Source organism: Shewanella dokdonensis, assembly GCF_018394335.1.
Classification (GTDB): domain Bacteria; phylum Pseudomonadota; class Gammaproteobacteria; order Enterobacterales; family Shewanellaceae; genus Shewanella; species Shewanella dokdonensis.
On the sequence record NZ_CP074572.1, the window covers coordinates 1,823,104 to 1,847,516 of the forward strand.

General features: G+C 47.5%; 17 protein-coding genes, 1 tRNA gene, 3 rRNA genes and 3 pseudogenes. 13 read left to right on the forward strand and 11 right to left on the reverse strand.

The window, feature by feature from the left end; all coding sequences use genetic code 11:
* Positions 1 to 200 precede the first annotated feature (200 nt).
* The gene (locus KHX94_RS08790; protein ID WP_213683109.1) at positions 201 to 1,004 is read left to right on the forward strand and encodes a class I SAM-dependent methyltransferase; all 804 of its coding nucleotides are present in this window, start codon (positions 201 to 203) and stop codon (positions 1,002 to 1,004) included.
* 262 nt (positions 1,005 to 1,266) lie between these two features.
* Here the strand turns inward: KHX94_RS08790 and KHX94_RS08795 are convergent, their stop codons facing one another.
* The 4 genes from KHX94_RS08795 to cysP all read right to left on the reverse strand — a co-directional run bounded on the left by KHX94_RS08795 (position 1,267) and on the right by cysP (position 5,279).
* Positions 1,267 to 2,397 (reverse strand): sulfate/molybdate ABC transporter ATP-binding protein, encoded by a 1,131-nt coding sequence (locus tag KHX94_RS08795; RefSeq protein WP_213683110.1) that lies wholly within the window; start codon positions 2,395 to 2,397, stop codon positions 1,267 to 1,269.
* A complete protein-coding gene (gene cysW / locus KHX94_RS08800) occupies positions 2,394 to 3,260 on the reverse strand; it encodes a sulfate ABC transporter permease subunit CysW (RefSeq protein WP_213683111.1) in 867 nt (288 codons plus the stop codon). The genes KHX94_RS08795 and cysW overlap by 4 nt, the downstream gene beginning before the upstream one ends.
* Positions 3,261 to 3,269: 9 nt before the next feature.
* A complete protein-coding gene (gene cysT, locus KHX94_RS08805; RefSeq protein WP_213683112.1) occupies positions 3,270 to 4,115 on the reverse strand; it encodes a sulfate/thiosulfate ABC transporter permease CysT in 846 nt (281 codons plus the stop codon).
* A gap of 156 nt (positions 4,116 to 4,271) precedes the next feature.
* Positions 4,272 to 5,279, reverse strand: a complete 1,008-nt coding sequence (gene cysP, locus KHX94_RS08810; protein WP_213683113.1) for a thiosulfate ABC transporter substrate-binding protein CysP — start codon at positions 5,277 to 5,279, stop codon at positions 4,272 to 4,274.
* A gap of 213 nt (positions 5,280 to 5,492) precedes the next feature.
* Here cysP and cysM point away from each other — a divergent pair, with 213 nt between their 5' ends.
* Complete coding sequence (gene cysM, locus KHX94_RS08815) at positions 5,493 to 6,371, forward strand: cysteine synthase CysM (protein WP_213683114.1); 879 nt, start codon at positions 5,493 to 5,495, stop codon at positions 6,369 to 6,371.
* Positions 6,372 to 6,407: 36 nt separating this feature from the next.
* Here the strand turns inward: cysM and KHX94_RS08820 are convergent, their stop codons facing one another.
* Entirely contained in the window at positions 6,408 to 7,130 is a 723-nt protein-coding gene (locus KHX94_RS08820) for a hypothetical protein (protein WP_213683115.1), read from the reverse strand.
* Positions 7,131 to 8,060: 930 nt separating this feature from the next.
* Between KHX94_RS08820 and cyoA the strand changes: the two genes are divergently transcribed.
* The 5 genes and pseudogenes from cyoA (at position 8,061) to cyoE (ending at position 12,869) form a co-directional block, all read left to right on the forward strand.
* On the forward strand, positions 8,061 to 9,038 hold the full coding sequence (gene cyoA, locus KHX94_RS08825) for a ubiquinol oxidase subunit II (RefSeq protein WP_213683116.1): 978 nt from the start codon (positions 8,061 to 8,063) through the stop codon (positions 9,036 to 9,038).
* Positions 9,039 to 9,046: 8 nt separating this feature from the next.
* A pseudogene (gene cyoB, locus KHX94_RS08830) lies at positions 9,047 to 11,031 on the forward strand (cytochrome o ubiquinol oxidase subunit I).
* A pseudogene (gene cyoC, locus KHX94_RS08835) lies at positions 11,028 to 11,638 on the forward strand (cytochrome o ubiquinol oxidase subunit III). Before cyoB ends, cyoC begins: the two co-directional pseudogenes overlap by 4 nt.
* The gene (gene cyoD, locus KHX94_RS08840) at positions 11,638 to 11,973 is read left to right on the forward strand and encodes a cytochrome o ubiquinol oxidase subunit IV (protein ID WP_213683117.1); all 336 of its coding nucleotides are present in this window, start codon (positions 11,638 to 11,640) and stop codon (positions 11,971 to 11,973) included. The pseudogene cyoC and the gene cyoD overlap by 1 nt, the downstream one beginning before the upstream one ends.
* An 11-nt stretch (positions 11,974 to 11,984) precedes the next feature.
* Positions 11,985 to 12,869, forward strand: coding sequence for a heme o synthase (gene cyoE / locus KHX94_RS08845; protein WP_213683381.1), 885 nt, complete (start codon positions 11,985 to 11,987; stop codon positions 12,867 to 12,869).
* Positions 12,870 to 12,932: 63 nt separating this feature from the next.
* Here the strand turns inward: cyoE and KHX94_RS08850 are convergent, their stop codons facing one another.
* The 3 genes from KHX94_RS08850 to KHX94_RS08860 form a co-directional block, all read right to left on the reverse strand.
* Positions 12,933 to 13,124 carry a DUF2061 domain-containing protein gene (locus KHX94_RS08850; RefSeq protein WP_213683118.1) on the reverse strand — a complete coding sequence of 64 codons (192 nt, stop codon included), beginning with the start codon at positions 13,122 to 13,124 and terminating at the stop codon, positions 12,933 to 12,935.
* 99 nt (positions 13,125 to 13,223) lie between these two features.
* On the reverse strand, positions 13,224 to 14,126 hold the full coding sequence (locus tag KHX94_RS08855) for a 1,4-dihydroxy-2-naphthoyl-CoA synthase (protein ID WP_213683119.1): 903 nt from the start codon (positions 14,124 to 14,126) through the stop codon (positions 13,224 to 13,226).
* 62 nt (positions 14,127 to 14,188) lie between these two features.
* Positions 14,189 to 14,539 carry a hypothetical protein gene (locus tag KHX94_RS08860; protein ID WP_213683120.1) on the reverse strand — a complete coding sequence of 117 codons (351 nt, stop codon included), beginning with the start codon at positions 14,537 to 14,539 and terminating at the stop codon, positions 14,189 to 14,191.
* Between the two features lie 584 nt (positions 14,540 to 15,123).
* On the opposite strand from KHX94_RS08860, the gene KHX94_RS08865 reads away from it, so the two are divergent.
* The 6 genes from KHX94_RS08865 to KHX94_RS08890 all read left to right on the forward strand — a co-directional run bounded on the left by KHX94_RS08865 (position 15,124) and on the right by KHX94_RS08890 (position 21,246).
* Positions 15,124 to 16,664 (forward strand): 16S ribosomal RNA (locus KHX94_RS08865).
* A 264-nt stretch (positions 16,665 to 16,928) separates the two neighbouring features.
* Positions 16,929 to 19,813 (forward strand): 23S ribosomal RNA (locus KHX94_RS08870).
* Positions 19,814 to 19,906: 93 nt separating this feature from the next.
* Positions 19,907 to 20,022, forward strand: a 5S ribosomal RNA gene (gene rrf, locus KHX94_RS08875).
* The 16S, 23S and 5S rRNA genes sit together here with 1 tRNA gene alongside, the layout of an rRNA operon.
* Positions 20,023 to 20,077: 55 nt before the next feature.
* Positions 20,078 to 20,154, forward strand: a tRNA-Asp gene (locus KHX94_RS08880).
* Positions 20,155 to 20,523: 369 nt separating this feature from the next.
* Positions 20,524 to 20,778 carry a YkgJ family cysteine cluster protein gene (locus tag KHX94_RS08885; RefSeq protein ID WP_213683121.1) on the forward strand — a complete coding sequence of 85 codons (255 nt, stop codon included), beginning with the start codon at positions 20,524 to 20,526 and terminating at the stop codon, positions 20,776 to 20,778.
* Between the two features lie 15 nt (positions 20,779 to 20,793).
* Complete coding sequence (locus tag KHX94_RS08890) at positions 20,794 to 21,246, forward strand: Rrf2 family transcriptional regulator (RefSeq protein WP_213683122.1); 453 nt, start codon at positions 20,794 to 20,796, stop codon at positions 21,244 to 21,246.
* On the opposite strand, the gene KHX94_RS08895 is transcribed toward KHX94_RS08890, so the two are convergent.
* The 3 genes and pseudogenes from KHX94_RS08895 to KHX94_RS08905 all read right to left on the reverse strand — a co-directional run bounded on the left by KHX94_RS08895 (position 21,221) and on the right by KHX94_RS08905 (position 24,405).
* Positions 21,221 to 22,021, reverse strand: a complete 801-nt coding sequence (locus KHX94_RS08895; RefSeq protein WP_213683123.1) for a divergent polysaccharide deacetylase family protein — start codon at positions 22,019 to 22,021, stop codon at positions 21,221 to 21,223. The two genes, KHX94_RS08890 and KHX94_RS08895, sit on opposite strands and share 26 nt — an antisense overlap.
* Before the next feature lie 11 nt (positions 22,022 to 22,032).
* Positions 22,033 to 23,238 (reverse strand): S41 family peptidase, encoded by a 1,206-nt coding sequence (locus KHX94_RS08900; protein WP_213683124.1) that lies wholly within the window; start codon positions 23,236 to 23,238, stop codon positions 22,033 to 22,035.
* A 37-nt stretch (positions 23,239 to 23,275) separates the two neighbouring features.
* Positions 23,276 to 24,405: pseudogene (locus tag KHX94_RS08905) on the reverse strand (murein hydrolase activator EnvC family protein).
* Positions 24,406 to 24,413: the final 8 nt, after the last annotated feature.

Sequence of the window (24,413 nt, forward strand, 5' to 3'; positions counted from 1 at the left end):
ACGTAATCTGCCACACACAAAACAAGTATGGCAAACTGACACTGTAGACCCCGCCGCGTTATGAGCGTTAGCAGTCTAAATCAATTAAGGAGAATTAATTGGCGAAAATACCTTTCACGAATTTTGCTTCGAAAAATGTAGTACCAGATGTTCTTTCTATTAAATTCAGCGTTAGCTGTAAAAAATAATTGTAGTATCACATGTTGAAGAACAGTATAAAGAGCTTAGCAAAAATTATGATTCCAGAGGATGAAAGACGAAAATTAAGGTACTACATCAACAAAGTTTATTTCTTTGGAATTAAATATAGATGTCCTATATGTGATTCTCATTTACGAAAGCTAAAGCCGTTTGGTTTAAAATTTCCTGTGTTGACTGAAAAGAACATCATAGGTGGCGGGTATCGCCTAAATGCACAATGTCCGGTTTGTTATTCAACCGATAGAGAAAGGCTTTTGTATTTATATCTATTAAGTAAAACAAAATTTTTTTCGGAGAAAGCAAAAGTCCTACATGTAGCTCCAGAGGATGGATTAAAACGAATTATTGAAAAATACTCTAACATCGATTACTTGACCGCAGATATTAACGCAAAAAACGTAATGGTAAAAATGGATATTACCGAAATAAATTATCCAACAGGAACATTTGACGTAATAATATGCAATCATGTACTAGAACATATTATTGATGATGAACAGGCAATGAGCGAAATATATAGAGTATTGAAGCCTGGCGGCTGGGGAATTTTACAGGTTCCAATCTCTTTATCCTTAGAGAAAACATACGAAGACTTTTCTGTTACAGATCCATCTGAAAGAGAAACTATATTTGGGCAGTCAGATCATGTAAGGATATATGGAATGGATTATGTAGACAGACTCAAGACATCTGGATTTGACGTTAACATATTCAATTGGCAAAAAGACCCCGAGTTTTGTGAATGTAATAACAAATATGGGCTTTTGCAATCAGAAAACGTTTTTGTTATCAACAAACCATGAACTGTGTGCAAGGGTGTGATTTCGGCTAACGACCACATGCACTCGGACAGCACAAAAGCGGTACAGCTTCCGCTATGTCCCAGCCACACCGATTTTTTCTGCCGATGATGTGGATAATTAAACTATAGAAATTTAATACAAAACTCACCGAGTAGAGTTAAAAATCTAACACGTTTCTGCCCAAAGACTGTTTCATTCAACCAACCTTCCCTTCCAATCGCGGAAGGTTGGCTGCCGCCGTTAGACTTAACTGAACCCAGCGTTAGATATCAAACACGATACTGCCGGGTGGCAGGAACGGCCAGTTAAGGCGTGTGGCGGTACCGTCACCTTGTTCAGCAAAAAAGTAGCCGGTCTGTGGGGTCACAAAAACCTGATTGCCCTTTTTTAAGCCCATTGCTTGCAGCTGGTGGTGGGTAAATTTTGCTTCCCATAACTGTTCGCTATGCCAGCCGCGTGGTGCTAACTCCACCCGAACTTCTGCGCCAATAGGAGTAATGGAAACAATCTCAAACGGCAAATTCGCTTGGCTGTTAGGTTTATCGGATAACGCCAGTTCGTGGCTGCGCACATATAACGCACCGTTTTGCTGTAACTGTGGCTGTGCTGGTGGCACTAAAAATGCCGCGCCATTGCGCCAGTGTGATTGTTGCCATTCAGCCGTAAACACGTTGACGTTGCCAAGAAAATCAAACACAAACCGACTGTTTGGCTGCGCATACAACTCTGCCGGAGTATTAACCTGTTCTATGTGACCATTGCTCATCACCACTACTCGATCAGACAGTTCCAAGGCTTCGTCTTGATCATGGGTGACAAACACGCTGGTAAATTTCAATTCGTCATGCAGGCTACGCAGCCAGCGGCGCAGTTCTTTACGGACTTTGGCATCCAAAGCGCCAAAGGGTTCATCCAGTAGCAGTACTTCTGGTTGGGTCGCCAGTGCGCGCGCCAGTGCGATACGTTGTTTCTGTCCACCAGAGAGTTGCTCTGGGTAACGCTGCGCTAGATGGCCGAGTTGCACTGTTTCCAAGAGTTGCGACACCCGTTTATGGATCTCGGCAGCTGTTGGTCGCTGTTTACGTGGCATAACTTGCAGGCCAAACGCGACATTTTCAGCAACTGTCATATGACGAAATAGCGCGTAGTTCTGGAACACAAAACCCACATGACGTTCGCGCACATGGACTTGGGTAACATCCCGGTCACCAAAATACAGTTGGCCGCTATCAGCGCCTTCCAGCCCGGCAATAATTCGCAGTAAGGTGGTTTTACCTGAACCTGATGGCCCCAGCAGACCGATCATTTCTCCTTCTTCAATATCCAGATTAAGTGGCGAAAGTGCCTGAAACTGCCCAAATTTTTTAGAAATATTGCTAAGACGAATACTCATAATTGGTTTGGCTCATTATCGTTATTAGCGGATAAACTGCGTTGTTGCCGCCATTCAACAGCGGCTTTTAGCGCCAGCGTAAATAGGGCTATCAGTGCCAGTAAAGAGGCGCTGGCAAATGCTGCTTGTGCCTGATAATCCTCATACAGCAATTGCACATGCAAAGGTAAGGTATTGGTTTCACCGCGAATATTGCCTGATACCACTGCCACAGCACCAAACTCGCCTACCGCTCTGGCATTGGTAAGAATTACTCCATAAATCAGTGCCCATTTGATATTGGGTAAGGTCACGCGGCGGAATAGTTGCCACCAAGAGGCTCCGAGGATCACCGCTGCTTCTTCTTCGGCGGCACCCTGTTGCTGCATTAAAGGGATGAGTTCGCGTGCGACAAACGGACAAGTGACAAAAATGGTCACTAACACGATTCCGGGCCAAGCAAACATCACTTGCAGATCATGTTCAAACAACCAGCCACCGAGCCAGCCACTGTTGCCGTACAGCAGCAGGTAGAGTAAGCCAGCAACCACAGGCGATACCGCAAAGGGAATATCAATCAAGGTGATCAGTATCTTGCGGCCTGGAAATTCAAAGCGGGTGACGCTCCATGCCAGCAGTACCCCAAACACTAAGTTTATCGGTACGGTCAGCGCTGCCACTATCAAGGTGAGGCCAATGGCGTGGAGAGCATCTGGTTGACTCAAATGCTGAATATACAGTTGCCAACCACCAGCAAAGGCTTGTTGAAAAATACTGGCTAGCGGCACCAGTAATAGTAAGCCACTCAATAATACGGCAAGGGTGATTAGACTCCACTTAATGATGGGGGTATCACCAACTCTGGCGGGTTTAAATGGGTTCATGTGTGCTCCTTAACGCCCGCGAATACGTCGCAGATAACGCGCTTGCCAAAGGTTAATCAGCAGTAGCAACAGTAAGGAGGTCAATAGCACCACTGAGGCTATGGCGCTGGCGCCAGCAAAATCAAATTCTTGCAATTTCACAAAGATCATCAACGAGGTGATCTCACTGATATACGGCATATTGCCAGCAATGAAGATCACCGCGCCAAATTCACCGAGACTGCGCGTAAAAGACAGTGCCGTCCCGACCATTAATGCTGGCCACAAGGATGGCAAAATGATGCGCCAAAATACTGCACGATCCGATGCCCCAAGGGTCATTCCCGCTTCTTCTTCATCATGAGACAGTTCTTCAAGCACTGGTTGCACTGTGCGCACCACAAATGGAATGCTGGTAAACACCATGGCAACCACAATCCCCAATGGTGAATACGCCACCTTGATGCCAAGATGTGCCAGTAAGCTGCCAATCTGACCATTTTCTGCGTACAGGGTTGCCAGCGTGATACCGGCAACAGCGGTCGGTAATGCAAAAGGTAAGTCGACTAACGCATCCAATAATCGCTTACCTGGGAATTCATAGCGTACCAGCACCCAGGCCAGCAACAGTCCAAACAGGCCATTAAAGATTGATGCGGCTAGTGCCGACAATAGGGTGACGCGATAACTGGCAACTACTCGCGGATCGGCAATCACACCCCAATATTCAGACCAGCTCATCGCGCTGGTCTGCATGATCAGTCCGGTGGTTGGCAGTAACAGGATCAAACTGACAAACAGCAACGACACACCCAAACTGATGCTGAATCCCGGAAGAACCCGTTTATGGCGCAAGCGCCCATTAGTTAAAATCACTGAATTTGCCACCGCATATTAGGTTAATTGAGTTAACGCTGTGATTGATATGCCCAACACACAATATTGTGTCGTTTGATAACTCTGATTACTGATTAAGCGAACAGACCCGGGACTCGCCCAGGTCTGGTTATTCAAGGTTGAACACCTGGATGTTTAGCGCTTTAACAGCTGATCAAGCTTAGCACCATTGGCAAACTGAGTTTTCATGGCGTTATCCCAGCCACCGATGATTTGCTCAACCGTCAGCAGGTCAACTTCGGGGAATTTATCCGCAAATTCGGCTTTTACCTTGGCATCGTGTACCCGGTAGTTAAAGCCAGCCAATAACCGTTGAGCATCTTCGCTGTATAGATATTTAAGATACTCGGTTGCCAAATCAAGTGTGCCATTACGTTTGGCATTTTTCTCAACCACGGCCACTGGGAATTCAGCCAAAATCGAGGTTTTTGGTACGACGACTTGGTAATCATCGCTGCCATATTGCTGGCGAATGTTGTTCACTTCAGATTCAAAGGTAATAAGCACATCGCCAATTCCGCGTTCAACAAATGAGGTTGTGGCACCACGGCCGCCGGTATCAAATACCGCTACATTAGCGAGGAATTTTTTCAGAAAACTATCGAGGTCTGCTTGGTCATCCTTACCGTAGATTTTCTGGGCGTAACCCAAGGCGGCTAAATAGGTATAGCGTGCATTGCCTGAGGTTTTAGGATTGGGAAACACCAGTTTCACATCATCCTTGGCTAAGTCGCCCCAATCGCTGATCTGCTTTGGATTACCCTTTCGTACCAGAAACGCAATGGTGGAATAGTAAGGCGAACTTGAATTAGGCAGCAGTTGTTGCCAGTTTGCCGGGATCAATTTGCCGCGATCGGCCAGGATTTGCACATCAGTGACCTGATTAAAGGTGACCACATCGGCAGGTAACCCTTGCAGAATCGAACGGGCTTGCGCTGATGACCCAGCATGAGACTGTTTGATCTCAACGGTTTTACCTGTCTGTTCCTGCCAATGTTTGGCAAATACAGGGTTATAGGCGCTAAACAATTCCCGGGCGATATCGTATGAGGAATTCAGCAGCGTTTGATCTGCCGCCGCCACATTGAGTGATGTTCCTAAAAACAGGGTGCCCAACAGGGTCTTAAACAATTTTACTGGCATTTTTACTCCTTAATTCGGTAACCGTGTCAGTGTGATGGCTCATAGATTAATAGATGTTAATTTTTATAATAAGGTGTCTATCTAGAAGTTTTTGGAATAACTATGAGCGATTTATTGTATGCTGCCGTGGTGATTCGTTGTGTTTCGCAGCAATAAGGCTCATAGAATATGGCATCGTTTAGCGATGTTTAATGCAGAAAAAGGGTTTATATCGTGTCTGATTTCCCCACTATTGAAAGCTGTATCGGGCAAACACCGTTGGTACGTTTACAACGGTTGGACTGTGGTTCCTCTACCGTGTTACTGAAATTAGAAGGCAATAATCCGGCGGGGTCGGTAAAGGATCGGGCGGCACTGAATATGATTGTGCAGGCCGAGCAGCGGCAAGAGATCCATCCTGGCGATACCTTGATTGAAGCCACCAGCGGCAATACGGGTATTGCGCTAGCAATGGCGGCCGCCATCAAGGGCTACAAGATGATTTTAATCATGCCTAAAGATGCCACTCAGGAGCGCAAGGACTCCATGCAAGCTTATGGCGCTGAATTGCTGCTGGTGGACAATATGGAACAAGCGCGCGACTTAGCATTAACTATGCAGGCCGAAGCTAAAGGCAAGGTGTTGGATCAATTCAATAACCCGGATAACGCCAATGCCCATTTTATGACTACCGGGCCGGAGATCTGGCAGCAGACCCATGGCAAGGTGACACATTTTGTCTCCAGCATGGGCACGACTGGCACCATCATGGGCGTGTCACGTTACCTGAAAGTGCGCAATCCAAAAATTACGGTAGTTGGGTTGCAGCCTGCATCCGGCAGCTCAATTCCTGGTATCCGCCGTTGGCCACAAGAATATCTACCGGGGATTTTTGATGCTTCGCGCGTGGATCTGTTGATGGATATTACAGAACAAGATGCCAAAGCGATGGCGAGAACATTAGCGCGGGAAGAAGGCATTTGTGCTGGCGTCAGCTCTGGTGGCGCAGTGTTTGCGGCTTTGGCAATTGCCAAACAGCAGCCGGGCGCGGTTGTTGTCGCTATCGTTTGCGACCGCGGCGATCGTTATTTGTCTTCGGGGCTTTTTTCTTAGTGTTTAAAAATTGACGAGAGATGAATCCAACCATGCTTAACGATGCTGATTTATCCGATTTTTTAGCGAAGCCTCCAGCAGTTGTTCATCGTCAGTTTTTGCACATTTAAAACCAAACCCTAGATTTTCAGCATCAGGATTAAGTTGCGTGGGTGTTTTTACCACGCGATAACAGGTATCACCCTGCTTAACAATACGATTGGGGTCGAGTGGCGCGTCCAGTGAACCATTGCGTTCCCCCATAGCTATGGTGGGTAATACGAGTGACTCGGGTTCTGGTGTCATGATGCTGAAACTATTACGCGAGGTTTGTCTTCTGGCTTGCTCAGTTGCTAATTGGTTGACTGTTGCTAATTGTTGTTGCTGTAGATAGCGAGCGGTGATGTCGCGAATGTGTGGTGTTTTAGGCGCCGGTGATTGGTGCTGGTTCGTGGTTGTTTGCGAACCTTGAGACGGTTGTGCAGCGTGATTAACTGACGCTATTTGACTGTGGTTTGGACGCGTTTTCTGACTAGGTTGTGGTGTTGATGGCGCTGGCTTTGATTGATGTGCACTGCGGTTTTGCTTGGCATGTTCTGTTACGGTGTTGGTATCGGTATCTAGTAACTGCGACTGGTGTGGTTTTGGCTTTGGAGCCTGGTACAAAAAGGCATGAATAGGTGTCACTGTAGCAGTAACTGGTTGGGGGCGGTATATCGATAAGATAAACCTAACGCGAGCAACAAATGGCAAAACGCAACCGGGGGCAGAATACGCCATAACGGAAGCCCGTTGAGTTTTTTATCATAATTCGTGGTGGCATATTGTGTTGAAAGCATCCTGTCCCTACAACAACAAACAAATTGTATTGCTATTAATTCCTTAGTTTGAAGGATAACAGGACTTAAAGTTCAGTAACTTCCATAGGCGCTTGGCGTTTTTCTCATCCTATCTGTCACGGGCTATCATCATAAAAAACTCATCTAGCGCTTTGTATGGCTGGGTTTATTGGCTAGCGCGGCATCGATTAATCTGCATCAGACCTTGCCATTATCTATTAACGAAAAAGGTGAAATGACGGGATGTGTTGCGAGGGGTTAAGCGTGTTTTAGGTTAGCCGACAAATGTTGTTTTTAGAGCATAATCATTATTGATAAAATTCATCACTACCATATAAATCTATTTCTAATTAAGTGTTAATTAATATTTATTTAAAAATTTCAATAGGTTATGGTTATTTTTAACAATCTGACGGTATCATGATGCTCGTTTCAATTAGGTAAACAAACAACGTTCGGTTTAACCACTTAACCATTGTGTGTTCAGAATATTTTTGTGATAATCTTCACGTTTATCGAACTGTGCGGACAAAAGTCACATTTTGTTTGTGGGCTTAAGTGGCGTAAGTCAATTGTCAGGCTAACCTTTGTTGTCGGGTATTCCGATTGGATTATGGCGTGTACGCCTGTTTTCAAAGGGATTTTCCGTTAAACCTGTGATAGCAGCGTCGGGAAAATAAAGTAACAGTCTTTTATCGAACCCGAGTTTGTTTTTTCGCCACTATCCAAAGGTTTGATTTATACAGATTGGTTCTGGCGTCTATTATATCGTCGCCGCAAGTTCTCGGTTCGGTATCAATAGCGTTGTTCACGCTGCTGCCTTTCCTGGCAGTGGATGTTATCAACCTCTGTCGTTAGAGGAAGGTTCTTTGTGTTTATTCGTAGCCTAAGTAAAGTCGCTTTGGCCGCCATGGGATTATTCCTGGCTGGCTGTGAAGGGGGCGTGCTCGACCCGAAAGGTCATGTGGGGTTGCAGGAGAAAAATCTGATTATCGTCGCTACTGTACTGATGTTAGTAGTGGTTATTCCGGTAATCTTTATGACCCTGTTCTTTGCGTGGAAATACCGTGAAGGTCGCGACGAACTCTATATGCCCAAATGGGCGCACTCAAACAAAATCGAAACTGTTGTTTGGATAGTTCCGATTATCATCATTATTATTCTGGGCACTATTACCTGGAAAACCACTCATGAGTTAGACCCTTATCGGCCGCTGGATCATGAGCGTGATCACTTGACGGTAGAAGTGGTTTCTCTCAACTGGAAGTGGCTGTTTATATACCCTGAACAAGGGATTGCCACGGTCAATGAGTTGGTGTTCCCCAAAGATGTTCCCGTGCAGTTCAAGATCACGTCTGATTCGACGATGAACTCATTCTTTATCCCACAGTTGGGTAGTCAGATCTATTCGATGGCTGGGATGGAAACCAAGTTGCACCTCATCGCTAACGAAGCCGGTACTTTTGATGGTATGTCTGCCAACTACAGTGGTGCTGGTTTTACCGGCATGAAGTTCAAGGCTACGGCAACACCAACGGATGCTGATTTCGATAAGTGGGTAGCGTCCGTTAAAACCAATAACGCTGTGCTTAACTCTCTAAGCTATGACGAATTGGCAAAACCCAGTGAAAATAACCCAGTGCAATATTATGGGGCTGTTCAAGACGGTCTGTTCCATCAGATTGTGATGAAATATATGCAGCACTATAACGATTGGGGTAAAGGCGGTAACGAACATGGCGAACACCAAGGCCACGGCAGCACTGAGTCTGCTGAGCCTGAGATGCACATGATGCATCACGATTCGTCATCTGCCGTTGAACACGCCAAAGCCAATGGGGAGGCGTAGGAGTCGACATGTCTTTATTAGGTAAACTCTCTCTTGATGCGGTTCCTTACCATGAACCCATCATTATGGTTACGCTGGCAGCGATAGCTGTGGGTGGTTTGGCACTGCTGACCATCCTAACCAAGTACAACGCTTGGGGTATGCTCTGGAAAAACTGGATCACCTCAGTCGATCATAAACGCTTGGGGATCATGTACATCATTGTGGCGATGATCATGTTAGTCCGTGGTTTTGCGGATGCCATTATGATGCGTACCCAGTTAGCGCTGGCAACCAATGGTGCGCCAGGCTATCTGCCACCAGAACACTATGACCAGATCTTCAGTGCTCACGGCGTCATCATGATCATCTTTATGGCGATGCCATTTATGATCGGTTTGATGAATATCGTTGTGCCATTGCAGATTGGTGCTCGTGATGTGGCCTTCCCTTTCCTGAACAACCTGAGTTTCTGGTTGACTGCCTCTGGCGCGGTATTGATTAACATCTCTCTGGGTGTTGGTGAATTTGCCCGTACCGGTTGGGTTGCATATCCACCCTTGTCTGAACTGACATTCAGTCCGGGGTCGGGGTTGATTATTACATCTGGGCGTTGCAGATATCGGGAATGGGTACTCTGCTCACGGGGGTCAACTTCCTGGTGACTGTGTTCAAGATGCGCGCACCAGGCATGAAGTTGATGCAGATGCCAGTATTTACCTGGGCATGTACTTGGGCAAATATTCTGATCGTTGCTTCATTCCCAATTCTGACCGCAACCCTTGGTCTGTTGACATTAGATCGTTATCTGGATTTCCACTTCTTCACTAATGAAGCCGGTGGTAATGCCATGATGTACATCAACCTGTTCTGGGCTTGGGGACATCCGGAAGTATATATTCTGGTGCTGCCAGCGTTCGGTATCTTCTCCGAAATTGTGGCAACCTTCAGTTCTAAGAAACTGTTTGGTTATACCTCAATGATTATGGCCAACGGCGCAATCTCTTTCCTTGGCTTCATTGTGTGGTTGCATCACTTCTTTACTATGGGTTCCGGTGCTAACGTTAACGCCTTCTTCGGTGTTATGACGATGATTATCGCGGTACCAACAGGTGTGAAGTTGTTTAACTGGATTTTCACCATGTTCCGCGGCCGGGTACGTATCACCGTACCTATGTTGTGGACCTTGGGGGCAATGACCACCTTTACCATCGGTGGGATGACAGGGGTACTGCTGGCAGTACCTGGTGCAGACTTTGTTCTACACAATAGTTTGTTCCTGATCGCTCACTTCCATAACACCATTCTTGGTGGTGCGGTGTTTGGTTATCTAGCTGGCTTCGCCTATTGGTTCCCTAAAGCAACTGGCTTCAAGCTAAATGCTACATATGGTAAAGCCGCTTTCTGGTGTTGGCAGATTGGTTTCTATGTCGCCTTTATGCCGCTATATGTGTTGGGCTTCTTGGGTATGACCCGTCGTCTGAACCATACTGATAACCCAGACTGGAACATCTGGTTATATATCGCTTGTGTCGGCGCGGTAATTATCCTGTTTGGTATCATCTTCCAGTTTGTTCAGTTGTATGTATCCATCCGAGATCGGAAGCAGAACCTGGACACTACCGGTGATCCATGGGGTGCTCGTACACTGGAATGGTCAACTGCTTCACCACCACAGTTCTATAACTTTGCCAAAACACCTGAAGTGCACAGCATTGATGCTTTCATGGAGGCAAAGGAAAACGGTACCGCTTATGCTAAACCGGCTGAGTATGCACCAATTCACATGCCGAAAAATACCTCTGCAGGTGTATTGATGGGCGCGGCGCTGACCGTCATGGGGTTTGCATTGATATGGCATATCTGGTGGTTAGCTATCGTAGGATTTGTCGGCACTATCGGTATCTTTATTGCCCGAGCTTATAACACCGATGTGGACTACTACGTTCAGCCTGATGAAGTAAAACGTATAGAAGAAGCCCATCTGAAAAATGTTGCGGAGGTTGCGGCATGAGCACCCTGAGTCACACTATGGATGCTGGCGCACACGACGAGCATCATCACGATACAGGTAAGGTCACGCTATTTGGCTTCTGGCTTTACCTGATGACAGACTGTTTGTTGTTTGCGTCTGTATTTGCTACCTATGCGGTGTTGTATATGAACACTGCTGGTGGGGTATCTGGTCACGATATTTTTGAGCTGGATTACGTTGCTGTGGAAACCGCGGCACTGTTGCTCAGTAGTATCACTTATGGCTTTGCCATGTTGGCAGCACATAAGAAAAATGTATCAGGCACACTCGGTTGGCTGGTGATCACTTTCCTATTCGGTGTAGTGTTCATCGGCATGGAAATCAATGAATTTCATCACCTAATTGTTGCAGGAAATGGCCCTGATCGCAGTGCTTTTCTGTCTGCTTTTTTGCGCTGGTAGGGATGCATGGTTTGCACGTAACCGCCGGTTTGATCTGGATGGCCATCATGATGATGGAAGTGATCAAGCGTGGTTTAGGTAATCGTACACTGACCCGTCTGGGATGCCTGAGTATGTTCTGGCACTTCTTGGATGTGATCTGGATCTGTGTGTTTACCGTTGTATACCTGATGGGGGTAATCTAATGAGTGATATGGCTAATCAAGCGGCTCATGATGACGGCCACGGCAGTGTTAAGTCCTATCTGATTGGATTTGTGCTGTCGATTATCCTGACAGCTATTCCATTCTGGGCAGTTATGACTCACCAGCTAAGTAAACCCGCAACCGTGGTACTGGTAGTTATTATGGCTGTGGTGCAGATCATTGTGCATCTGAAGTACTTCCTGCATCTGGATTTCACACCTCATGGAAAAGAAAATGCCATCGCGTTTATCTTTTCTGCGGTGATTATCGGGTTAGTGGTGGGATTGTCCATCTGGATTATCTATAGCGCCAATGCCCTGATGATGTACATGTGAGTGATAGCGTCATGATGAAACCCTATCTCAACGTCACTAAGCCAGGCATCATCATCGGCAACTTGATCTCAGTTGCGGGAGGTTTTTTCCTTGCCTCCCGTGGTCAAGTAGACTGGTTTCTGATGTTGGCTACCATTATCGGCTTGTCTTTGGTTGTTGCGTCTGGCTGTGCCATCAATAACTGCATAGACCGTGATATTGACGCCAAGATGAAACGTACTCGTAATCGAGTTACGGTGACGGGCGAGTTGTCAGCATCAAAAGCATTTTGGTTTGGTGTGCTGTTGGGATGTGTTGGATTTGCGGTGCTGGCAAGCTGCACTAATGCTATGGCGACTCTATTTGCGGCTATCGGCTTCGTTGTTTACGTGGGTTTTTATAGCCTGTATATGAAGCGTAAGTCTGTGTATGGCACTGTGGTAGGAAGCCTCTCTGGTGCCGTACCACCCGTGGTTGGCTATTGTGCGGTTGCGGGTCAGTTCGATGCCGGTGCGGCAATACTGTTGCTGATGTTTTGTCTGTGGCAGATGCCGCACTCATATGCCATCGCTATTTTTCGCTACGATGACTATAAAGCTGCCAATATTCCAGTATTGCCAGTGGCTCAAGGAATCGCTAAGGCGAAGCTGCATATTGTACTCTATATCGCGGTATTCAGTATTGTGACGGCATTGCTGCCACTGAATGGCTACACTGGAACGGCATTTATGATAGTGGCCTGCTCTACCAGTTTATGGTGGCTGGCAATGGCGCTGCGAGGCTATCGCAGTGATGTCGATGTAAATGGTTGGGCACGTCAGGTGTTTGCTTTTTCCATCTTTACCATCACAGCGTTGAGCATCACCATGGCGTTTGATTTCAGAATGGTAACACCGCAATTGTTTGTGCAGTTGTGACGCTAAATGAAAGTAAAAGGCCTGGCAGCAATGACTAGGCCTTTTTTGTGTTTGGGGTGTGGACTATACGGCAACAGCCGGGTGTTTTGCTTCCCATTTTTTCCAAAACTTGTCGTGAAAGTAAAACACCACGGTATTAATGCTTGGTTCAATTAATGCCACGGCCCCACCGACTAATGCACTGCCTGTCAGCAGATAAGTAATGCTAAATGCCACGCTGAAATGCAATACCGCAAACGTTAATGTCTTGATCATAAGTCCACCCCCTGATAGTTACCATAAATGATAATAATTATCATTTATAAGTAAAGTGGGGAGAATCGATTATTCCAAACGATATTTTGCTTGCTGCTATCAGTAATACCAAGGAAACGCCGAAAAATCCTGCTCGCGTTTTTCCAGAAAAGCATCACGGCCTTCTTGTGCCTCCGCAGTGCCATAGGCCAGTCGGGTGGCTTCCCCGGCAAATAGCTGCTGTCCTACTAAGCCATCATCAGGCAGGTTAAATCCATATTTCAGCATGCGCATAGCCGTTGGGCTCTTAGAGTTGATTTCCTTCGCCCAGCGCAACGCTTCCTGTTCCAATTCAGCGTGTGGTATTGATCTGTTGACCATTCCCATGGCGAAGGCCTCATCGGCACTGTAATTGAAACCACAGAAGAAAATCTCCCGAGCCCGTTTTTGCCCAATCATTTTTGCCAGATAAGCACTACCATACCCAGAGTCAAAACTGGCAACATCGGGATCTGTTTGCTTGAAGATCGCATGTTCTTTTGAAGCCAAGGTCAAATCACACACCACATGTAAACTATGACCACCACCAACCGCCCAGCCAGGTACTACCGCTATTACTACCTTGGGCATAAAGCGGATTAACCGCTGTACCTCGAGAATATGCAATCTTCCCATACGTGCTAAGTCAGCTTTACCTGTTCCCGCACCTTCATATTTATAGCCATCCTTGCCACGGATACGTTGATCTCCTCCAGAAGAAAATGACCACTGTCCCTTTGCCGACGGGCCATTGCCAGTCAGTAACACGCAGCCAACGTCAGACCACTGACGCGCATGATCGAGCGCAGTATAAAGTTCATCAACGGTTTTGGGGCGAAAGGCATTCAGGCAATCAGGTCGGTTAATAGCAATACGGACAGTCCCTTGGTCTTTAGCTCTGTGATAAGTCACATCTTCAAAATCAAACCCAGGAACCTGTTCCCAAAGTTTGGCGTCAAAGATATCAGATACAAATTGCGACATAGTTGCGGCCCTTAGGTAAAAAGAAAGTGACGCAAAGGTCACCCTTGTTTATGAATAACAGGTTAGAAATTATCGCAGATAAACTGCAAGTTATCTTTGCTGAATAGGGGATGCGAAACGACATTGCCCTTGCAATACTTGTCCTTAAAATCAGTGAAAGCATCGGGAGATTCCAACACTCGGTTCAGTTCCTGTAGCTCGGCGTCAGATAAGCGCTCCGCCAGAGAAGCTCTTAGCTTGGTGCGCTTCTGATCAATACGTATGATTTGTGTTCCCGTCATAGTATCAAGCTTGTGCTCGATTTTATTCAGTAACGCTTCTGTTTTGGCAATGGGTTGATCTAGCTTATCTGTCTTAGTCGCTAGGTAATAGATAACCGCCGCCAACACCGCCAAAATAATCCATCCTCTCATATTGCTCTCGTTGCCTATTCCTGCGTGAGATAACGTCATCTTACTTCAAGGTTGTCGTAAATAGTGCAGAAATCCCAAATGACAGAAAAAATCATCTTCGAAAATAGCAAATAATGCAGGAAAAAACCAGCCAGCGCCTACACTGAATAAACGGATGTTCAGTGATATTTCCTACCAAAGTCAGCAAAAAGGCGATTTCTTGCCCATAAACTATTTAACTTTTAAGCGGTTAGATGGTTTCTTGAACAAACGAAACAAAAAGCCTATTTAGCGCTTGCGCAAATAAGCCAGCGGCCTATAATGCGCACCCACTGACACGGCAACAGCAACACGCTGGCGGTGCATAGCAAGGCGGAGACGCTGATTTGTCTGGGCGAAAAAGATTGGCGCAAGCCACTTGACGCCAAGTTGGGGTGGTGTAGAATGCACCTCCCTGCTCGGAGAGAACCCCGAGCAACGCTCTTTAACAATTGATGAGACAAGCAAATCTGTGTGGGCACTCGCAGTGAATGAAATCGCAAAACGATTTAAAACTCACTGAAGAGTGTTCGAATAGAACAGTCATTCATTAGAGTCAAAACTTTTAATTGAAGAGTTTGATCATGGCTCAGATTGAACGCTGGCGGCAGGCCTAACACATGCAAGTCGAGCGGTAACATGAACTAGCTTGCTAGTTTGATGACGAGCGGCGGACGGGTGAGTAATGCCTGGGAATTTGCCCATTCGAGGGGGATAACAGTTGGAAACGACTGCTAATACCGCATACGCCCTAAGGGGGAAAGCAGGGGAACTTAGGTCCTTGCGCGAATGGATAAGCCCAGGTGGGATTAGCTAGTTGGTGAGGTAAGGGCTCACCAAGGCGACGATCTCTAGCTGGTCTGAGAGGATGATCAGCCACACTGGAACTGAGACACGGTCCAGACTCCTACGGGAGGCAGCAGTGGGGAATATTGCACAATGGGGGAAACCCTGATGCAGCCATGCCGCGTGTGTGAAGAAGGCCTTCGGGTTGTAAAGCACTTTCAGTCAGGAGGAAGGGTGTTGAGTTAATACCTCAGCACATTGACGTTACTGACAGAAGAAGCACCGGCTAACTCCGTGCCAGCAGCCGCGGTAATACGGAGGGTGCGAGCGTTAATCGGAATTACTGGGCGTAAAGCGTGCGCAGGCGGTTTGTTAAGCGAGATGTGAAAGCCCCGGGCTCAACCTGGGAATCGCATTTCGAACTGGCAAGCTAGAGTCTCGTAGAGGGGGTAGAATTCCAGGTGTAGCGGTGAAATGCGTAGAGATCTGGAGGAATACCGGTGGCGAAGGCGGCCCCCTGGACGAAGACTGACGCTCAGGCACGAAAGCGTGGGGAGCAAACAGGATTAGATACCCTGGTAGTCCACGCCGTAAACGATGTCTACTCGGAGTTTGGCGTCTAGAACGCTGGGCTCTCAAGCTAACGCATTAAGTAGACCGCCTGGGGAGTACGGCCGCAAGGTTAAAACTCAAATGAATTGACGGGGGCCCGCACAAGCGGTGGAGCATGTGGTTTAATTCGATGCAACGCGAAGAACCTTACCTACTCTTGACATCCAGAGAACTTTCCAGAGATGGATTGGTGCCTTCGGGAACTCTGAGACAGGTGCTGCATGGCTGTCGTCAGCTCGTGTTGTGAAATGTTGGGTTAAGTCCCGCAACGAGCGCAACCCTTATCCTTACTTGCCAGCGGGTAATGCCGGGAACTGTAGGGAGACTGCCGGTGATAAACCGGAGGAAGGTGGGGACGACGTCAAGTCATCATGGCCCTTACGAGTAGGGCTACACACGTGCTACAATGGACAGTACAGAGGGAAGCAAAGCGGCGACGTGGAGCGGAACCCAAAAAGCTGTTCGTAGTCCGGATTGGAGTCTGCAACTCGACTCCATGAAGTCGGAATCGCTAGTAATCGTGGATCAGAATGCCACGGTGAATACGTTCCCGGGCCTTGTACACACCGCCCGTCACACCATGGGAGTGGTTTGCAAAAGAAGTAGCTAGCTTAACCTTAGGGGGGCGGTTACCACTTTGTGGATCATGACTGGGGTGAAGTCGTAACAAGGTAGCCCTAGGGGAACCTGGGGCTGGATCACCTCCTTACCTAAACGATGAAATTTGTTGTGAGTGTTCACACAGATAGGTTTGTCTCAAACCGGCATTACGGAAGTGATGTTTGTTCTTTAACAATTTGGAAAGCTGATAGTAGAGATTAAATAGCGATATTTAATCGAAATGAGTTCTCAAAATACTTCAATCAAGTGTTTTGTGATTCTAGTGTTTCAGCGATGAAACACATCAAGGCGAAAGAAAAACCAATATGGGTCGTTGATACGATTCGGTAGAGGAAACTCATCCGGGTTGTATGGTTAAGCGACTAAGCGTATACGGTGGATGCCTTGGCAGTCAGAGGCGATGAAGGACGTGTTAATCTGCGAAAAGCTGTGGTGAGGTGATAAAACCCGTTGAGCCACAGATATCCGAATGGGGCAACCCAGTTGCATAAGCAACTATCTGTATGTGAATACATAGCATGCAGAGGCGAACCGGGAGAACTGAAACATCTAAGTACCCCGAGGAAAAGAAATCAACCGAGATTCCCCTAGTAGCGGCGAGCGAACGGGGAGTAGCCCTTAAGTCATTGGGGTGTTAGTGGAAGGTGTTGGAAAGCACCACGGTACAGGGTGATAGTCCCGTACACGACAGCTAACCGATGATGAAAACGAGTAAGGCGACACACGTGGTATGTTGTCTGAAGATGGGGGGACCATCCTCCAAGGCTAAATACTCCTGACTGACCGATAGCGAACCAGTACCGTGAGGGAAAGGCGAAAAGAACCCCAGTGAGGGGAGTGAAATAGAACCTGAAACCGTATACGTACAAGCAGTGGGAGCGGTTCTTGAGACCGTGACTGCGTACCTTTTGTATAATGGGTCAGCGACTTACATTTAGTAGCGAGGTTAAGCGAATAGCGGAGCCGTAGGGAAACCGAGTGTTAACTGCGCGAATAGTTGCTAGGTGTAGACCCGAACCCCGGTGATCTAGCCATGGGCAGGTTGAAGATTGAGTAACATCAATTGGAGGACCGAACACACGTCTGTTGAAAAAGACGGTGATGACCTGTGGCTGGGGGTGAAAGGCCAATCAAACCGGGAGATATCTGGTTCTCCTCGAAAGCTATTTAGGTAGCGCCTCGAGCGAATACCATTGGGGGTAGAGCACTGTTAAGACTAGGGGTCATCCCGACTTACCAACTCTTTGCAAACTCCGAATACCAATGAGTACTACTCGGGAGACAGACGGCGGGTGCTAACGTCCGTCGTCAAAAGGGAAACAACCCAGACCGTCAGCTAAGGTCCCAAAGTAATTGCTAAGTGGGAAACGATGTGGGAAGGCTTAGACAGCTAGGATGTTGGCTTAGAAGCAGCCATCATTTAAAGAAAGCGTAATAGCTCACTAGTCGAGTCGGCCTGCGCGGAAGATGTAACGGGGCTAAGCAATTCACCGAAGCTACGGGTTCATCCTATGGATGAGCGGTAGAGGAGCGTTCTGTAAGCGGATGAAGGTGAAGGGGTAACCCACACTGGACGTATCAGAAGTGCGAATGCTGACATGAGTAACGATAATGGGGGTGAAAAACCTCCACGCCGAAAGACCAAGGGTTCCTGTCCAACGTTAATCGGGGCAGGGTGAGTCGACCCCTAAGGCGAGGCCGAAAGGCGTAGTCGATGGGAAACGGGTTAATATTCCCGTACTGCTGCTAACTGCGATGGAGAGACGGAGAAGGCTAGGCCAGCGCGGCGTCGGTCGTCCGCGTTTAAGGCTGTAGGTAGTGTGCTTAGGCAAATCCGGGCACATAATACTGAGGGCTGATGACGAGTCACTAAGGTGATGAAGTGGTTAATGCCAAGCTTCCAGGAAAATCTTCTAAGCTTCAGGTTAGCAGGAATCGTACCCCAAACCGACACAGGTGGTCGGGTAGAGAATACCAAGGCGCTTGAGAGAACTCGGCTGAAGGAACTAGGCAAAATGGTACCGTAACTTCGGGAGAAGGTACGCTGCTGTTGGTGGAGGGACTTGCTCCCCGAGCTGACGGCAGTCGCAGATACCAGCTGGCTGCAACTGTTTATCAAAAACACAGCACTGTGCGAACTCGCAAGAGGAAGTATACGGTGTGACGCCTGCCCGGTGCCGGAAGGTTAATTGATTGGGTCATCTTAGGAGAAGCTCATGATCGAAGCCCCGGTAAACGGCGGCCGTAACTATAACGGTCCTAAGGTAGCGAAATTCCTTGTCGGGTAAGTTCCGACCTGCACGAATGGCGTAATGATGGCCAGGCTGTCTCCAGCCGAGACTCAGTGAAGTTGAAATTGCGGTGAAGATGCCGTATACCCGCGGCTAGACGGAAAGACCCCGTGAACCTTTACTATAGCTTGGCACTGAACATTGACCCTGCATGTGTAGGATAGGTGGGAGACTATGAAATTGGGACGCCAGTCCTGATGGAGTCGACCTTGAAATACCACCCTTGCAGTGTTGATGTTCTAACCTGGGTCCCTGAACGGGATTAGGGACAGTGCCTGGTGGGTAGTTTGACTGGGGCGGTCTCCTCCTAAAGCGTAACGGAGGAGCACGAAGGTTGGCTAAGTACGGTCGGACATCGTACGGTTAGTGTAATGGCACAAGCCAGCTTAACTGCGAGACAGACACGTCGAGCAGGTGCGAAAGCAGGTCATAGTGATCCGGTGGTTCTGAATGGAAGGGCCATCGCTCAACGGATAAAAGGTACTCCGGGGATAACAGGCTGATACCGCCCAAGAGTTCATATCGACGGCGGTGTTTGGCACCTCGATGTCGGCTCATCACATCCTGGGGCTGAAGTCGGTCCCAAGGGTATGGCTGTTCGCCATTTAAAGTGGTACGCGAGCTGGGTTCAGAACGTCGTGAGACAGTTCGGTCCCTATCTGCCGTGGGCGTTGGAAGATTGAGGGGGTTGCTCCTAGTACGAGAGGACCGGAGTGAACGAACCGCTGGTGTTCGGGTTGTCATGCCAATGGCATTGCCCGGTAGCTATGTTCGGAATTGATAAACGCTGAAAGCATCTAAGCGTGAAGCGAGCCCCGAGATGAGTCTTCCCTTGGACTTGAGTCCACTAAAGAGCCGTTCGAGACCAGGACGTAGATAGGCAGGGTGTGTAAGCGTTGTGAGGCGTTTAGCTAACCTGTACTAATGACTCGAGAGGCTTAACCATACAACCCAGATGGGTTTCAAAGAAGCTTGAGTGAATTACAAAGCTTGATTGAAGTAAGAGAACGAAAGCAGCTTTCCGAATTGACCGAATTTGCTTGGTGACAATAGCATTGTGGTCCCACCTGACTCCATCCCGAACTCAGAAGTGAAACACAATCGCGCCGATGGTAGTGTGGGGTCTCCCCATGTGAGAGTAGGTCATCGCCAAGCGCCTATTTTGTCAGATGCGATGCGTCTGGCCGTAAGGATTGGGCTTAGGCCCAGTGGGGTGGTAGTTCAGTTGGTTAGAATACCGGCCTGTCACGCCGGGGGTCGCGGGTTCGAGTCCCGTCCATCCCGCCACTAATAGCAAGGCCTCGTCTATGACGAGGCCTTTTGCTTTTTAATACTCTGAGTTCCTCCTTGTGTGTTTTTCTTTGTTGTAAGCCAGCCAACGCCATATCTGATTGAGCAAATCTGCTGTTTACTATTTTTAATCTATTACTTTTTACTTTTATGTGGCGTTTTGTTGGTTCAAAATGTCGCAAATTCCGCTAAATACTAGTATTTATTGTTTTTTTAACGGTGATAGTTTCTTTTGCGATAAAAAACTTCTGTTACAAATCAGCGCAGTTATTGGCGTATGTTATATAACAACACTGTGACTTACATAGTTATCCACTCACGCAAAGACGCTATAATGCTTTCAACTAAATTAAGGTAAATGGTCAAGTGGATTGCCGAGTAGGGTGTGGCGCTTGCTGCATTGCACCATCAATCACCAGTGCGATTCCTGGAATGCCCAATGGCAAACCTGCTGGTGTGCGATGTGTTCAGTTGGATCAGCATAATTTATGTCGTTTGTTCGGCAAACCTGAACGGCCTGATGTTTGCGGTCGTTTTCAGGCGGCGATAGATGTCTGTGGTGACAGTAACGAACAAGCGTTGTGGCTGTTAACCGAACTTGAGCAACAAACTTCTTCTTAACTTGTTGGGTGAGTCATGCAATTAACACGTTATACCGACTTCGGCGTGCGCACTCTGATGTATTTGGCGATGCAGCCCGAACGAGAAACTTTATTCAGGATCGCTGAAATAACGGATGTGTTCGATCTGTCGCCGAATCATGTATCCAAGATTGTGCATCATCTTGGTAAATTAGGCTATCTACAAACAGTTCGTGGTAAATGCGGTGGTTTTCGTTTGGGGATGGCACCGGAAGCGATCAATATTGGGCAGTTGGTACGTTCATTGGAGCATTCGTTAGCGCCTATCGATTGCGGTAAGCCTTATTGCCGTTTTGCCCCTGCTTGTAAGTTGCAGGGGATCCTTGGCCGTGCGGTGAAAGCCTATCTGGCCGTGCTGGATCAGTATACGTTGGCTGATGTCGTGGCTAATCGTGATGAATTAGCGGCATTGTTACCAGAGTTTACCTTGCTTGAGCTTGAGGATTAATTTTCCCTTTCGATAGCGGCCACGGTTGCGCTTTGTTTTCCTGCGGTGCTGTTGTTTTTTGTGCCACCTGCAACGGTAACAAGCTGGAAGCATGTACTAGTTGTATTCCTTCAGTGGTTAACTTCTGTAACTGTGTTTTAAGAAAAGAGATGGTCTCTGGATAGGGATGGGCTATTAGCACCACCTGCCCTTCGCTTTTGGCCAGATGAACCGCTTGTTGCAGTTGGCGGGTTAGCGCCGACTTTGATGTTTGATTATCTAAAAATACCTGACGCCGCAGTAATGGGACGCTGTATGCGTCAGCCTCTTCTCCAGCTTTGGTGTAGCGGGTTGTAATACTGTCAACAAAATAGAGATCTTGTTGTTTAAGGACGGTCATTAACCAACTCATGGGGCGATCTAATTGTGTCAGTAAACTTCCCATGTGATTATTGCTGCCTTTGGCAAATGGCACACTGCTGATGGCATCCTCTACCCGTTGTTTGAATTCACTTTCGTTCAACTGATTATTCAGTCCGCCTGGCCCCATGGTTTTACCGTTCAGTGCTTGCATGGGTAAATGCACCATTATTTCATGGCCTTTGGCGTGGGCTGCCGTAGCCAGGCGAGCACCAAGCGGTGTATGGGGAAGTACGGAAAATGTGACGCCCGCAGGTAAGGATAAGGCTTCCACATCGGTGTGGCGGTAACCTATATCATCCATAATAATTGCCAGCTTGGCGGCCATTAGTGGTGAGCTGCAACTGAGTAACAAACAAAAAAACAATAAGCGCACGGATATTTGAGTTATTGGTTGTGGGTTTCAATCCAGCTGATGGCAGCGTTAAACTGGTAATCTTGAGTAATCTGATAACCCGTCTTGGCGATATCGGCAGCCATTGTCAGTGAACCATCACCGTTTTCTTGTGTGACTTTTATATCAGGTTCTATCCCCTGAGTGTCAAGCATTTTACCCAAAGGAGTGGTATATCTGGCGGTGGTCAGTTTAATCATGGAACCACGATCATAAAGATTTGGAATTAAGCTCTGTACCGTCCCTTTGCCAAAGCTGGTCTCGCCAATAATGGTCGCCCGTTGGTGATCACGTAATGCCGCTGTCAGGATCTCTGCCGCAGATGCTGAGCCTTTATTGATGATAATGACTATCGGCACGTTGGATATCAGTGTTCCCGTGGAGGCGTAGAAGACTTCATTCGCATTGATGTAACGCCCTTTGGTGGCAACTATCACGCCTTGATCGAGAAACATATCCGCAATGGCTACGGCTTGTTCGAGCAAGCCGCCAGGATTATCTCGTAGATCAACCACTAGACCACCTATTTGGTTTTGCCAAAGATTCAGCCAGTGTTGAACATCCTGCGCGGTATCTTGCTGAAAATGAGAAATACGTAAATAACCAATATTATCTGCCAGTCGTTTTGCCTGAACGGAATGCAAGCGGATGCTGGCCGGCTTGATGACCACGTTAAATTTGGTATGGCCGCGTTCAAGTTGCAGAGCAATAGCTTGTTTTTGTTGTGAGGCTTGCTTTATTTGCTCCAGAACCTGTTGCTGATTATGTTCGTTAATCATTTGATTGTTACAGGTGAGGACTCTGTCCCCTTTTTGGATGCCCGCCGTGGCGGCTGGAGAGTCTGGAAATGCCGTTTGGATCGTGAGTTGTTGCTTGTCGGGTGTCACCTCAAATCCGAAACCATAATATTCGCCACGATTACTGTCTTTCATATCATTGGCTTGCTCAACATTCAGAAATGTGGAGTGGCTGTCGAGCGATTTGAAAATGCCATCAATTGCAGCATTAACCAGCTGCTCATGGCTTAACTGATCAACATAGTAGGTTTCGATAGTTTCAATGACTTCATGCAGCAGTATCAGATCGCCTGCTGCCGCTGTTCGGCGTGGATTTTGCGGGCTATAACTGGCAACACTCAGCGATATCCCTATTACTATGCCGGTCGTCAGGATGAGCACATAGCGCATCAGTTTGGTCATATGCAGCTCCTGATAGTTTGAGTGAATAGTATACGGGTCAACGGCGGCAGTATTGCGCCGGATCAACGGCTTCCCTTTATGACGTATTTCAAAGTATAGGCCAGGTTCTGCTTGTCCTCCTGAGCGTCCGACCAGTGCGATGGTGTCGCCTTCGTGGATCACGTCACCCACATCTTTCAACAGTGCTTGCGCGTGGCCGTACAGGCTCATAAAGCCTTTGCCATGATCAATCACCAGCAGCAAACCAAAACCGCGGAGCCAGTCGGCATAAATGACTTTGCCTGGAGCAATGGCCTTGATGGATTGCCCTTCGGCGGCACCAATCATCACCCCTTTCCAGTTGACGTTTCCTGAACGGCGGCTACCGAAACTACTCTTCATGCTGCCTTTGGTTGGCCACGACAATTTGCCGCTGAGCTGGGTTAGCCCGTTCATTGATGGGGTATCACGCATCGCTTTCATTGCCGCGTCAACTACCCGTTTCAATGAGGCTTCTTCTATTTGCAATTGCTCCAATCCAGAAGCCTTACTGTTAATTACCCGTTGCAGTTCGTTCAGGGTATTCTGCCGTTGCTGCTGTTCCTGCTTTAGTTGGGCAGATTGCGCTCGTTGTGCCATTGCGAGTTGATTGAGTCGCTCATTTTCCTGCTGTTGTTGCTGCTGCACGTTAACCAACTCTTCACGGGTCTTTTTGAGCTGGTTTATGGCGTCTATTCGCGCTTTATTGAGAAATTCATAATAGGCCAGCATACGTTCAACAGTGGTGGGATCTTCCTGATGTAACAGCATTTTGCTGTAGTCATGATTGCCAGCAAGAAAAGCACTTTTCAGCTGTTTGGCAAGGGTCTGTTGCTGACTTTTTTGCAATTTATCCAGCTGAGTGGCTCGCTGATCTAATGCCATCAGCTTTTTCTGGCTATTGGCTAAAAGTGATTCTGTTTCGCTGACTTGGCGCGCCGCAGCGCCAATAGCTTGTTCGTCGCGTTTCAGTAATGTCAGCAACTGTTCACGTTGCTTACTACTGTCTTTTAACTCGTTTTGTTGGGCAGCAATCTGCTGCTGAATTTGCTTCAGTTCTGATTGCCTGCGCTCTAGATCTGATGCTAGCAGCGAGTGGCTGAATATAAGAAAGCCAGCAATTATGCTGGCTATGACATGCTTATGCACCAGTCGGT